The sequence below is a fragment of the Marinobacter sp. M1C genome, assembly GCF_023314135.1.
In the GTDB taxonomy this organism is placed as follows: Bacteria; Pseudomonadota; Gammaproteobacteria; order Pseudomonadales; family Oleiphilaceae; genus Marinobacter.
In genome coordinates, this window is the sequence record NZ_CP092289.1 from 1 (window position 1) to 13,897 (window position 13,897).

The window sequence follows — 13,897 nt, forward strand, 5'->3', positions numbered from 1 at the left end:
ATGTGGCAGCAATGTCTTGAAGTACTCCGGGACGAGTTTCCGGCACAGCAGTTCAATACCTGGTTGCGTCCTTTGCAGCCAGATTTGCGTGATGGCCAATTGGTTCTTTTTGCTCCGAACCGATTTGTAATGGACTGGGTAAATGAAAAATACCTTCGCCGTATCGAAGAAATATTGAAAGAGCTGAATGGCGGCCATGCTCCCAGAGTGGGTATGAAGGTGGGTTCTGCGCCCAAAGCCGATGGTTTAGAGCGTTCCGAGCCAACAGCAACCAACGCCAGACCGTTGGTAAAAGACGATCGCGGTGAATCGGCAAACCAGCAGACTAGGCCGGCAGCGCCGGTAACCGCGCCAGCTGCTTCGCGTCCAAGAACATCGGGTACCCGTCCCGGCGCTCAGGTTGAAGGCGATATAAAGCACCAGAGCTTCCTGAACGAAACATTCACATTTCAGACCTTCGTTGAGGGCAAGTCCAACCAGTTGGCTCGCGCTGCGTCTATGCAGGTCGCAGAAAACCCTGGCGGTGCTTATAACCCACTATTTTTATACGGCGGTGTTGGCCTGGGTAAAACCCACTTGATGCACGCGGTGGGCAATGAAATTGTGCGTCGCAATCCGAATGCGAAGGTCGCCTATCTTCGTTCAGAACGTTTTGTGGCGGACATGGTAAAAGCACTGCAGTTAAACGCCATCAACGAATTTAAACGTTATTATCGCTCGGTAGATGCTCTGCTAATTGACGATATTCAGTTTTTTGCCCGAAAAGAGCGCTCTCAGGAAGAATTCTTCCACACTTTTAACGCGTTGCTTGAGGGTGGCCAACAGGTCATCGTGACCAGTGACCGATTCCCGAAAGAAATTGTGGATCTGGAAGAACGACTGAAGTCCCGCTTTGGCTGGGGTTTGACGGTGATGGTTGAACCCCCAGAGCTGGAAACACGGGTGGCGATCCTGATGAAAAAAGCTGAGCAGGTGAACGTGAAGCTCAGCAGCGAGGCGGCTTTTTTTATTGCTCAGAAAATCCGTTCCAACGTGCGCGAACTGGAAGGGGCTTTACGCCTGGTAATTGCCAACGCTCACTTCACGGGCTCGGAAATCACGCCGCCGTTTATTCGCGAAAGCCTGAAAGATTTGCTGGCACTTCATGAAAAACAGGTCAGTATTGATAATATTCAACGTACGGTCGCGGAATATTACAAAATTAAAGTGGCGGATCTGCATTCCAAGCGCCGTACACGTAATGTGACTCGTCCGCGCCAGGTGGCTATGTCATTGTCGAAAGAGCTGACGAATCACAGTTTGCCGGAGATTGGTGGTGCTTTTGGTGGCCGAGACCACACCACAGTGCTTCATGCCTGCAAAAAAATAATAGAACTGCAGGAGAGTGACCCGGGTATACGGGAAGACTACCAGAACTTTATGCGGTTATTGACCAGTTGACAGCCGCGCTACCGTGTTCTGTCTATCGGCTTTGAACCCTGACAAATTTCACCAAAAGAATGTTGAGTGCCATGAAACTGACGATCAGCCGTGAATCCCTGCTCACCCCGCTGCAAAGCATTGCCGGCGTGGTGGAAAAGAAACAGACCATGCCCGTGCTCTCCAACGTGTTGCTGGTAGCCGAGGACAACACCCTGACCCTGACCGGCACCAATATGGAAGTGGAGCTGGTAGCGCGTATCACTCCGGTTCATATAGATCAGCCTGGGCGTATAACGGTGCCGGCACGCAAGCTTGCGGATATTTGCCGCGCGTTGGGTGAGGAATCGCCCATCGAGCTGGATCAGCAAGGCGACCGCTTGCATCTGCGTTGTGGCAAAAGCCACTTTACTCTGGCGACCTTGCCGGCCGAGCATTTTCCGAATGTGGAAGACGAAGCCGAGAGTTTTCGCTTGGAGCTGCCGCAAAAAGAACTGCGGCGTATGTTTGATAGCACCGCGTTCGCCATGGCTCAGCAGGACGTTCGTTATTACTTGAACGGCTTGCTGTTGGAAGTTGCAGCAGATCACGTTCGTACCGTTGCCACCGATGGTCACCGCTTGGCGATGGCCCATCAAGATGTTGAAACCGGTTGCCCGGAGGCGCGTCAGGTGATTGTGCCGCGTAAAGGCGTGCTAGAGCTTGCGCGCTTGCTGGATGATGTGGACACACCGGTTACCCTGGTGATTGGCGATAACCACTTGCGCGCGACTGTGGGTGCTTACACGTTCACGTCCAAGCTGATCGAGGGAAAGTTCCCCGATTACAACCGGGTTATTCCCCGTGGTGGCGACAAAGTGGTGTTGGCTGACCGCATCACCCTGAAGAACACTCTGCAGCGGGCCGGTATTCTGTCCCATGAAAACATTCGCGGTGTGCGTTTGAATCTGGGCCCTAATGAACTCCAGGTGTTTGCCAACAACCCGGACCAGGAACAGGCGGAAGATGCGTTGCCGGTAGATTATCAGGGTGAAACCCTGCAAATCGGTTTCAACGTTGGCTATTTGATAGACGTCATGAACGCGTTGGATGATGACCAGGTAAAGGTCACGCTGTCGAACCCTAACAGCAGTGCGTTGATCGAGTCACAGACGGATGCCCGTTGCCTGTATGTGGTCATGCCAATGCGTTTGTAGGTTGCCGCAGGCACCCCACAAACAGTCGGGGTAGGCACTCAGCGTTATAGTTGGTGTATGCAACTTACGGATTAAAAGTGCTTCAAGGTTTTAATAACAGGAGTTCCGGGGCATGGTGACACGTTTAAAAGATGGTATAAAAGGTGTGTTTCGTATTGGCCAGACCATGAGCGTGCTCGGGCGCACTGGGTTTAACTGGGTGCGCGGTGACCGACCCCCTGCTCCGCGTTTACTGCGGCAGACCTTTGAATCCTTGGGTGCGACCTATATAAAGCTGGGGCAATTCATTGCCAGTTCACCGACTTTTTTTCCAAGAGAGTATGTGGAAGAGTTTCAGGGTTGCCTGGACAGCACCCCAAACCTGCCGTATCGGGTGATTCGAAAAATTATTGAGGAAGAGTTAGGCCGTCCGTTGGATGAGGTGTTCACCGACATAGACCCAGTAGCCCTGGCGTCGGCATCCATTGCCCAGGTGCACGTCGCGCGGTTGATCAGTGGTGAAGAAGTGGTTATTAAGGTGCAAAAACCCGGTGTACGCAATATTCTGCTCACGGACCTGAACTTTTTGTACGTATCTGCCCGAATCCTCGAAACTCTAGCTCCAAAGCTGTCGTGGACATCGTTATCCGCCATTGTTGATGAAATTCAGCGCACAATGATGGAAGAGTGCGATTTCATTAAGGAAGCCAATAACCTTGAGGTTTTCAGGCGGTTTTTACACGACACTCATAACACCGACGCCACCGTGCCGAAAGTTTATGAGCAATGTAGCTCCCGCCGCATTCTGGTAATGGAACGTTTTCACGGTGTTCCTCTGACCGATCTGGACAGTATTCGCGGATACACAGATGATCCGGAAGGAACCCTGATTACTGCCATGAACACCTGGTTTTCCAGCCTTACCCAATGTGAGTTTTTTCACGCCGATGTACACGCCGGTAATTTGATGGTGTTGCGCGACGGTCGGGTTGGGTTTATCGACTTCGGGATAGTTGGGCGTATTGCGCCCGACACCTGGCAAGCGGTGAACGATTTTATTCAGACTGTGATGGTCGGTAATTTCGATGGCATGGCCGATGCAATGATCCGCATTGGGGTTACTCGACACACGGTTGAAGCCAGTTTGCTTGCCAATGATTTGCGCACGCTTTACTCCAAAATGGATCAGATGGTGCCAGATACCGTTGCTTACACGGCGGGCCAGGCTGAAGACGACGTCAATCATCTGCTGATGGATATGGTCAAAGTAGGTGAAAATCATGGGCTGCACTTTCCGCGGGAATTTGCGCTGCTGTTGAAGCAATTTTTGTATTTTGACCGTTACGTACACATATTGGCGCCGGAAATGGATATGTTCATGGACGACCGCTTAAAGATGTTGCACTAGGGGCTTAGGCCCTTGGTTTTTTTATGGCACTGATTACACTGCAAACCGAACACTTTCGTAACCTGGCGGCAAAGCCTGTCACCTTCTCCCCTGCTTTTAACCTGATATGCGGCGCCAATGGCAGTGGTAAAACCAGTTTGCTCGAAGCCATCGGCTACCTCGGCCTGGGTCGTTCGTTTCGGGTTAGTCGCCACCAGGCTGTGGTTCAACATCAGCAGCAGCGATTTACGGTGTTTGGCGGCCTGGATGCGGGCACTCTTAATTCCAGTCTGAAGACGATACCTGAAGCCGATGCCTCAAGTTATGCGCATCGCTTGGGCATTTCCCGAGATGTTGGTCTTAAGGAGACAATTCTTAGGGTAGACGGTGAAGCCGTGCGCAATCTGTCGGCGTTAGCGCGACATCTCCCGGTATTGGTGATCGACCCGGGCGTGTTTGATATTGTGGCCGGAGGCCCGGGTAAGCGCCGGCAGTTCCTGGATTGGTCAGTGTTCCACGTGGAACCTTCTTTTGGCGGCGCTTGGCAGAAATGTCAGCGGGTAATATCACAGCGGAACCAAACGCTGAGAAATGGTAGAATAGATGAATCGTTGATGCGGGCCTGGGATGCCCAGTATGACCTGTTAAGCAACCGAGTGACGGATGACCGTCTTGCGGCGTTTGCCCTGTTTAAAGAGGCCTTCTGGTTGCTTCTCGGTGAAACCGATGCAACCTGGGCGAATCAACTTAAAATGGAGTTTTATCCTGGCTGGGATCATGCACAACCGTTGGCGGATGTGTTGATTAATCATCGGGATCAGGAACGTCGAATGGGCCACACTCTGTATGGGCCCAACCGAGCTGACATTCGTTTAAAAATACAGGGCCGGCCGGTGGCGGAAATACTGTCCCGCGGTCAGCAAAAGACATTGGTCATTTTAATGAAGATTGCCCAGGGCATGGTTTTACGTCCGTTGGGTAAGCAGGTCACGTTTTTATTGGACGACATAAACGCCGAACTGGATAGTCGACACCGGCAAATGTTGGCCGAAAAATTACGATCGCTGCAGTGTCAGGTGTTCATCACCTCTATCGAAAAGCAGACGCCCGACACCTTATGGCCGGGTACAACAACGCCGGATTTCAGAATGTTCCACGTGGAACATGGTCAGGTAACGGAAGAACATTAGCTGGCCGCCTTTTTTAATCACGCTGCGGTCATCAGCCTTCAGGAGTTTTTTTAATGAGTGAATCAACCTACAATTCCTCCAGTATCAAAGTACTCAAAGGCCTGGACGCTGTGCGCAAGCGGCCTGGCATGTACATCGGCGATACGGACGACGGCACCGGCCTGCACCACATGGTGTTCGAACTGGTAGACAACTCCATTGACGAAGCGCTAGCCGGCCACTGCACAGAAATCGGAATTCGTATTCATCCGGACGAGTCCATCAGCGTGCACGACAATGGTCGCGGTATTCCAGTTGATCTGCACGAAGGCGAAGGCATTTCTGCTGCCGAAGTTATCATGACTGTACTCCACGCCGGCGGTAAGTTTGACGACAACACCTATAAAGTGTCGGGCGGCCTTCACGGTGTGGGCGTGTCGGTTGTTAATGCTCTATCCTCAGTGTTGACGTTAACCATTCGTCGCAACGGCAAAGTATACGAGCAGACTTATAACCACGGTGTTCCAGCGGCGCCTCTGCACGAGGTCGGCAGTACTGACGCTAATGGCACCAAGGTACACTTCATTCCGTCAGAAGCTACGTTCACCAATATCAAGTTTCACTACGAAATTTTGGCAAAACGGGTACGGGAACTGGCGTTTCTGAACAGCGGTGTCCGCATTCGTCTGACCGATGAGCGCAGTGGAAAAGAAGAAATCTTTGAATATGAAGGTGGTTTGCGGGCGTTTGTAGAACACTTGAACACCAACAAAACCCCCGTCAATCGGGTGTTTCATTTTACTCATCAGCGTGAAGACGGTATTGAAGTAGAAGTGGCTATGCAGTGGAACGATGCGTTCCAGGAAAATATTTACTGTTTTACCAATAATATTCCACAGCGTGATGGCGGTACTCACCTGGTTGGATTTCGTACGGCACTGACTCGTTCATTGAATACCTACATCGAGCACGAAGGCTTGGGTAAGAAAGCCAAAGTGAGCACCTCCGGCGACGACGCCCGGGAAGGTCTGACTGCTATCATCAGTGTGAAGGTGCCAGACCCAAAGTTTTCTTCCCAAACCAAAGACAAGTTGGTGTCTTCCGAGGTGAAGACCGCTGTGGAACAGGAGCTCTATCAGAGCTTTTCAGCTTATCTTCAGGAGCAGCCCAGTGAAGCAAGGCTAATTGTCAACAAGATGATCGAGGCCGCTCGTGCCCGCGAAGCAGCACGTAAAGCCCGTGACATGACCCGCCGCAAAGGCGCTCTGGATATTGCCGGTCTGCCCGGCAAACTGGCCGACTGTCAGGAAAAGGATCCCGCTCTTTCCGAACTGTTTATAGTGGAGGGTGATTCCGCCGGCGGTAGCGCAAAGCAGGGTCGGGAACGGCGAAACCAGGCGATTCTGCCGCTGAAGGGTAAAATCCTGAACGTTGAAAAAGCCCGCTTTGACAAGATGCTGTCATCTGCAGAAGTCGGTAACCTGATTACGGCTCTGGGTTGTGGCATTGGGCGCGAAGAGTTTAACGTTGAAAAACTGCGTTATCATTCCATTATCATCATGACCGACGCCGACGTAGATGGTTCGCACATCCGCACCCTGCTGCTGACCTTCCTGTTCCGTCAGATGCGTGAAGTGATTGAGCGCGGCCACGTGTTCATTGCCATGCCACCGCTGTACAAAGTAAAGCGCGGCAAGCAAGAGCAGTATCTGAAGGATGAAAATGCCCGCGAGAGTTATTTGACCCAAACCGCATTGGAAGGCGCACAGCTGTTCGTTAACGCCGATGCGCCTGCCATCAAGGATTCTGCCCTGGAAACCATGGTGAAGGACTATCAGGCCGTGATGGCGATGATTGATCGCCTGTCGCGCGCCTACCCGTCTAAGGTGCTGGAGCAGATGCTGCACAACAACACCCTCACACCGGAACAGCTGAAAGACGAAAGCGCCGTTGCCAGCTGGGTAGGTCGCCTGGGTAGTAACCTGGAACTGGATACCCGTACTGGCACAAAGTACGTGTTCTCTGTACATCACGACACCGAGCGCGATCTGTATTTGCCCATGGTAACCGTGCATTTACACGGCATGGCTCACGAGCACGTGTTCAGCCATACGTTCTTTGAGGCGCCGTCTTACAAAGCCATCGCCCGCCTGGGTGAAACTCTGGACACTCTGGTTGAAGAAGGAGCCTTTGTTCAGCGTGGTGAGCGTAAGCAGGCTGTTTTGTCGTTTGAAGGCGCCCTCGCCTGGCTGATAAAAGAAGCCCAGCGCGGCCTGACCCTTCAGCGTTATAAGGGTCTGGGCGAGATGAACCCGGAACAACTGTGGGAAACCACCATGGACCCGGAATCTCGCCGTATGATGAAAGTGAACATTGAAGACGCTTTTGCCGCTGACCAGATGTTCACCACGCTGATGGGCGACGATGTCGAGCCGCGCCGTAACTTCATTCAGACACATGCTTTGGAAGTGACCAACCTGGATATCTGATTTTTCTAAAATTCGGGATCAAAAAAACGGCGAAGATGTAAATCTTCGCCGTTTTTTATGCTTAAAATTTACTTTATTTATCAGCCAGATGAGGCGCCATTACCTGTTCCAGTTTGTACCCGGTCAAGCGACTAATGGTGCGCCACAAGTACCAGAAAATGAGCATCATCATCACCATAGAAGGAATGGCAATCATCGGGTAGCTGACCAGCGTCATTCTCCCCAGTTCCTCGTTGAATGCTTGGGTGCCAGCGTCACTGGTCACAATCCAGCGTGCGAGCACGTAGTTCATGATCGATGAGAACAGAAAAGTAGCGGCAAAAAAGTAGCTGGCGTTCAGTAACCGGGCCTCAAACTCCGCGACTTTGCCTTTTTCTGCCAACGTTTGGTGAATCTTATCTACGTTTAGCACGTTGGGGTTGTAAAGCAATGTGCGTACCAGTGGGTAACGGGTGCGGGTAGACACCAGCACAGCCAGACCAATCACCGCAGGCACCGCGGCTTCTTTAATGGCCAGCCAGCCGGCGTCTAATTCCAGCAAGCCAATGCCGCCGGTGAGGGTCACACTGATTATCCCCAACAAGGCAATAAAGTTCTTTTTCCCATAGCGGATCAATTCAAACAGACCCCATCCCAAGGGAAACGCCAGACCAACAATCAGCGCATTTACGCTGCCCAGGTATTCATCGCCGCTGAACTTCATCAGAATAACGGAAGGAATAATGATACTGACCAGTAGGTCTATCCAGGGCCTGGGTTTGTGATCGGATACAGATTCAGTATTCGGTGACGTCATGATTATGCCTGGTTGATGAAATGGCAACGAGGCTGGCAAAGTTACGCGAGCTTCATTGGGCACTGAACGCAGTATACGAGAAATAAGGGCTGCTAGGTAAATACGCCGAGCCTGGCACGGTCGATTCAATTTCTGGTGACTAACAGACACAAAAAAGCCGGGCGCTTGGCCCGGCTTTTCAGAGAAAGCGAGTGCGGATCAGGCGCCCGCTTCCTGCAGGCAATGTTCCAAAATGGCCAAACCTTCTTCCAGTACCTCGTCTTCGATGGTAACCGGCATCAGAAAGCGCAGCGTGTTGCCGTATAAACCACAGCCAAGCACAATCAACCCTTTGGCTTTGGCGAGTTTGGTGATGGCCCCGACGAGCTCTGGCATGGGTTTGTGGGTATCTTTACTTTCTACCAATTCAAACGCGGCCATGGAGCCCAGGGTACGCACATTGTCAACGTGAACAAACTGCTCCTGCCATTGGCTGAAACGTTGGTTCAGTTTTTCGCCCAGGCGCTGACTTTTGCCCAGAATATCCTCGGTCTCGAATACTTCAAACACCGCTAGCGCAGCTGCGCAGGCTGTGGGGCTGCCGGTGTAGGTGCCACCCAGAGAGTTAGGGCCACACGAATCCATGATTTTATCGGTGCCTACAATGGCAGAAATCGGCATACCATCGGCCATGCTCTTGGCCATGGTCATCATGTCCGGTTCAACGCCTGTGTGCTCAATGGCAAACATCTTGCCGGTACGGCCAAACCCGCTTTGCACTTCATCGACAATTAATACGATGCCGTTGTCGTCGCAGATTTTGCGCAGGGCTTTCATAAAGCTGGCAGGTGCCGGGTAGAAACCACCCTCGCCCAATACCGGTTCAATAACAATGGCGGCGGTATTGTGGGCCGGAGAATCCGTTTTCATGGTCATGGCCAGGCCACGTAGAGCTTCGTCTTCGCTGACGCCGTGATAGGCCACTGGGTAGGGCGCGCGGTACACCATGCCCGGCATGGGGCCGAAGTCGGTCTGGTAGGGAGCTGCTTTGCCGTTCATCGCCATGGTCATGAAAGTACGGCCGTGATAACCGCCGTCAAAACAAATCACGTTGGTGCGACCGGTTGCTGCGCGGGCAATCTTCACCGCGTTTTCCAAGGCCTCGGCTCCGGAGTTGGCCAGCATAACTTTGGCGTGGCCGCGAACAGGTGTTACGTCGCTGAGTTTCTGTGCTAACCGCACATAACCCTCGTAGGGCATGACTGTCTGGCAAGTGTGCATCAACTTGTCCAGCTGCGCCTTTACCGCTTCCACTACTTTTGGATGGCGATGGCCAATGTTCAACACGCCAATACCACCGGCGAAGTCGATCATGCGTTTGCCATCGGCATCCCAGATTTCGGAGTTGGTGGCGTGGTCCGCAAACTGTTCGTTGGGACTTGCGGCGCCGGCTGCTACGTAGCGTTCTTTAAGGGCTTGAAGTTCTTTGTTAGTCACGTTGCTATTCTCCCTGGGTGGGTATAATTGATCGAACCTGAATTAAATGTGGCTCGATTTGTTGCAAAATTATAAGAACTACGGTAGCACAAAACAACGCTATTCTCCAGTTTGGTTGCGGAACTGGAGCTGCGCCAGGCGCTGATAGAGGCCGTTTTCCTGCATTAATTGCTGGTGGCTGCCCACCGCCAGCAAACGGCCTTGGTCAAATACGGCAATGCGGTCTGCGTCCCGCACCGTGGCGAGACGATGGGCAATCACCAGCGTGGTACGGCCGGTTGTAAGCGCCGGCATGGCCTGCTGAACCAGATTCTCGCTATGGGCGTCCAGCGCGCTGGTAGCTTCGTCCAGCAGCAGAATGGGAGCATCCGCCAATAGCGCACGGGCAATAGCCAGGCGTTGTTTCTGGCCACCGGACAGACCTAGCCCGCCATCACCCAGTCGGGTTTGGTAGCCGTCGGGTAGAGCCACGATAAACTCATGGGCGTGGGCAATGCCGGCGGCCTCTTCGACATCGGCCTGAGTCGCCTGCGGACGTGCGTAGCGAATGTTATCGGCAACTGTACCGTGGAACAGAGCAGGATTCTGTGGCACCAAGGCAAAGCAGCTGCGCAGGGCTTGCAGTGATACATCACGGGTATCCGTGCCATCAATGCGCACGCAGCCGCTGCTGGGTTGGTAAAAGTGTAGCAGCAGATCAAACAAGGTGGATTTGCCCGCCCCTGATGGCCCCACAATCGCTAACGTCTCGCCTGCCCGCACCTCTAGGCACACGTCCTGCAGGGCGGGCTGAGCAATGCGGCCCGGGTAGCTGAACGTCAGGTGTTCAAGACGTATTCCGCCTTTTACCGGCTGAGGAAACTGCTCGGGTAAATCGGCCGGGCGCTGAAACTCCGACTTGGTCTGCAATAGCTCGAATAGCCGTGCGGCTGATCCTGCCGCACGCTGCAGTTCCCCAATCACCTCACTGATGGCGCCGGCGGCAACACCTACCAATAAGCTGTAAAACACAAAGGCGGCCAGCTCGCCCGGTGTAATGCGGCCGTAAATTACATCTAAGCCACCAATCCAGATCACCACTCCTACCGCTCCCATCACCAGAGTAATGGCCATGGTGGTTAGCCAGGCGCGCTGGCGAATGCGGTCATGAGCAATATCGAAAGCGCTTTCAGACACTTCAGAAAAATGCCGGCGGTCATGGGGTTGGTGGTTAAACGCCTGCAGGGTTTTTATCTGGGTTAAATTTTCGCCCACGTAGCTGCCCACATCGGCTACCCGGTCTTGGCTCAGGCGCGATAGCTGCCGTACCCGCCGGCCGAAAATGACGATGGGTACAATTACCAGCGGAAAACCCAGCACTATTACGGACGCCAGTTTGGCGTTGGTGATAAACAACAGCAGCAAACCGCCGATCAGCATGAGCGCATTACGTAGGGCAATCGACACTGTGGAGCCAATCACTGATTGCAGCACGGTCGTATCAGCTGTAAACCGCGATTGAATTTCCAGCGCTCGGTTGCTCTCAAAAAATCCGGGGTTCAGATCAATCAGGTGATTGAACACCCGTTTACGGATATCGGCGACCACTCGCTCGCCAATCCACGACACCAGATAAAACCGGGCAAAAGAACCCGCTGCCAAGCCAAGAACCAAAACAAAAAACAGCCCCACAGCTCGTGCCAGATTGGCCGGTGACTCGGTGGCCAACCCTTGGTCCACCAGAATACGTAGCCCCTGACCTAATCCAAGGGTGATTCCCGCCGTAATAACTAGGGCGACTATCGCGCCCGCAACGGCTTTGCGATAGGGATGAATAAACCCGACAACCAGTTTCAAAGCTTCGCGATGAACGGTGTTGATAGTGCGCCTCCTGATGAGTGGGTACTGTAAACGTCTGCAGACTTACGATCTGTATTGCTAAAAGGGTTTATCATACGCCCCTCTGCTGTTTGACCATTAAGGAATCTCTGTGCGCCCCTACGCCGATAACGACTACCCCGCCAACCACAAGCCGGACTGGAAAATCATCGCCGGCCTATGGCCCTACCTGGCGGAATACCGTGGCCGGGTGATACTGGCGGTCAGCATGCTGATCATGGCGAAAATGGCCATAGTCACCACGCCGATTGCATTGAAATATATCGTCGATTATTTGGATCAAAATCGCGGCGCCGACATGGTGCTGTGGATCCCGCTAATGTTGGTGCTGGCCTATGGCGCGTTGCGTTTTGGCAGCACCCTGTTCAGCGAACTGCGTGACGCCATCTTCGCCCGTGTGGCCGAACGCGCCATGCGGCGGGTGTCGTTGCGGGTGTTTAACCACCTTCACGCTCGCGAATTAGCGTTTCATCTGGATCGCAAAACTGGCGGGCTGGCGCGGGATATAGAGCGCGGTACCAACGGCATCAGCTTCCTGCTGCGTTTCACCCTGTTCAATATTGTGCCCACCTTGTTGGAAATCGCGATGGTGGCGGGCATTCTGCTGGTGGCCTTCAACGTCAGTTACGTAATAGCGATACTGGTGTCGGTGGTGGTGTTCGTGGTTTTTTCCATTCGCGTGACCGAATGGCGTACGGCTTTTGTGCGCGAAGCCAACAACCGCGACAACCAGTCTAATTCCCGCGCCATTGACAGCCTGCTGAACTACGAAACCGTTAAATACTTTAACAACGAGCGCTTTGAAGCCGAACAATACGACGAAGATCTGGATTTGTGGGAGCAGGCGCGTCTTAAGAACCGCACGTCTATGGCGGTTTTGAATATTGGCCAGGCTTTTATTATCGGCGCTTCGATGGTGGCCATTATGGCCATGGCTGTGCGCGAAGTGGCCAGCGGGCAGATGACCCTGGGTGACTTCACCATGGTGAACGCTTATCTGATCCAGCTGTTCATTCCGCTGAACGCTCTGGGGTTTGTGTACCGTGAGATTCGCCAGTCGCTGGTGAATGTAGAGCGCCTGTTCGCTCTGCTGGGCGATAAGCCGGCGATTGAAGACGCCGCCGATGCTAAAGCATTGACCATTACCAGCGGTAAAGTGCAGTTCCGCGATGTGCGCTTCAGCTATCACCCGGAACGGCAGATTCTGAAAGGCGTAAATATCACCATACCTGCGGGCCACACCATTGCGGTGGTTGGTGCCAGCGGCGCCGGTAAATCCACCCTGGCACGGTTGTTGTTCCGGTTTTTTGATATAAACAGCGGCAGCATCACCATTGATGGGCAAGACATTCGCAACATTACCCAAGATAGCCTGCGCTCGGCGATTGGCGTTGTGCCGCAAGACACGGTTCTGTTCAATAATACTATCTACAGCAACTTGGTTTACGGCCGCCCCGGTGCCAGTGAAGCTGAGGTGCACCATGCGGCCCGCCAGGCGAACCTGGATGAGTTCATTCGCAGCCTGCCGGAGGGTTATAACACCCGGGTGGGTGAGCGCGGCCTGAAGCTTTCCGGTGGCGAAAAACAGCGGGTTGCCATTGCTCGTGTATTACTGAAAAATCCGCCGCTGCTGATTCTGGACGAAGCCACGTCATCGCTGGATTCGATCTCTGAACAAGCCATTTTGGATGCCCTTAATGCGGTGACCCAGCAGCGCACTACGTTGGTGATCGCTCACCGCCTGTCCACCGTGCGCGATGCGGATACCATTTTGGTGATGGACGAGGGCCAGATTGTGGAGAGCGGTGGGCACAGCGAATTATTGGCAAAGGATGGCTATTACGCCCGGCTGTGGTTGCAGCAACAGCATAGTGATGATGAAACATCATTAGAGAAATAAATGACAAAGAATGTGTCAGACGTCTGAGTAAGCTGACCTTCGTGTCTGAGTTCCGAAAATCGCCCACAAGTACGTCCCTGTAGGGCTCAACTGCAGCCATCCTTGGCTGCAGAAGTTTTCGGAACTCAGACACGGAGGCCGGCCGACGCATTTGCGGCGACTGAAGCTCCTCTTAATAACTTTTTCTATGTGCATGCCGGCGTCACCA

At 53.2% G+C, this 13,897-nt stretch carries 9 protein-coding genes; 6 read left to right on the top strand and 3 right to left on the bottom strand.

Features of this window, described 5'->3' with window-relative positions:
* The 5 genes from dnaA to gyrB all read left to right on the top strand — a co-directional run bounded on the left by dnaA (position 1) and on the right by gyrB (position 7,639).
* The gene (dnaA, locus tag MIH19_RS00005; protein ID WP_249006953.1) at positions 1–1,440 is read left to right on the top strand and encodes a chromosomal replication initiator protein DnaA; all 1,440 of its coding nucleotides are present in this window, start codon (positions 1–3) and stop codon (positions 1,438–1,440) included.
* 71 nt (positions 1,441–1,511) lie between these two features.
* Complete coding sequence (gene dnaN / locus MIH19_RS00010) at positions 1,512–2,615, top strand: DNA polymerase III subunit beta (protein ID WP_249006954.1); 1,104 nt, start codon at positions 1,512–1,514, stop codon at positions 2,613–2,615.
* A gap of 112 nt (positions 2,616–2,727) precedes the next feature.
* On the top strand, positions 2,728–4,002 hold the full coding sequence (locus MIH19_RS00015; protein ID WP_249006955.1) for an AarF/ABC1/UbiB kinase family protein: 1,275 nt from the start codon (positions 2,728–2,730) through the stop codon (positions 4,000–4,002).
* Between the two features lie 23 nt (positions 4,003–4,025).
* Positions 4,026–5,171: a DNA replication/repair protein RecF gene (recF, locus tag MIH19_RS00020; protein ID WP_249006956.1), complete on the top strand. Its 1,146-nt coding sequence runs from the start codon at positions 4,026–4,028 to the stop codon at positions 5,169–5,171.
* A gap of 53 nt (positions 5,172–5,224) precedes the next feature.
* Positions 5,225–7,639 (top strand): DNA topoisomerase (ATP-hydrolyzing) subunit B, encoded by a 2,415-nt coding sequence (gene gyrB / locus MIH19_RS00025; protein ID WP_249006957.1) that lies wholly within the window; start codon positions 5,225–5,227, stop codon positions 7,637–7,639.
* Positions 7,640–7,712: 73 nt separating this feature from the next.
* Here gyrB and MIH19_RS00030 read toward each other — a convergent pair whose 3' ends face one another.
* The 3 genes from MIH19_RS00030 to MIH19_RS00040 all read right to left on the bottom strand — a co-directional run bounded on the left by MIH19_RS00030 (position 7,713) and on the right by MIH19_RS00040 (position 11,747).
* A complete protein-coding gene (locus MIH19_RS00030) occupies positions 7,713–8,435 on the bottom strand; it encodes a VC0807 family protein (protein ID WP_249006958.1) in 723 nt (240 codons plus the stop codon).
* A 198-nt stretch (positions 8,436–8,633) separates the two neighbouring features.
* On the bottom strand, positions 8,634–9,911 hold the full coding sequence (gene gabT / locus MIH19_RS00035; protein ID WP_249006959.1) for a 4-aminobutyrate--2-oxoglutarate transaminase: 1,278 nt from the start codon (positions 9,909–9,911) through the stop codon (positions 8,634–8,636).
* Between the two features lie 99 nt (positions 9,912–10,010).
* Positions 10,011–11,747, bottom strand: coding sequence for an ABC transporter transmembrane domain-containing protein (locus MIH19_RS00040; RefSeq protein ID WP_249006960.1), 1,737 nt, complete (start codon positions 11,745–11,747; stop codon positions 10,011–10,013).
* Positions 11,748–11,880: 133 nt separating this feature from the next.
* On the opposite strand from MIH19_RS00040, the gene MIH19_RS00045 reads away from it, so the two are divergent.
* On the top strand, positions 11,881–13,689 hold the full coding sequence (locus tag MIH19_RS00045; protein ID WP_249006961.1) for an ABC transporter ATP-binding protein/permease: 1,809 nt from the start codon (positions 11,881–11,883) through the stop codon (positions 13,687–13,689).
* Positions 13,690–13,897: the final 208 nt, after the last annotated feature.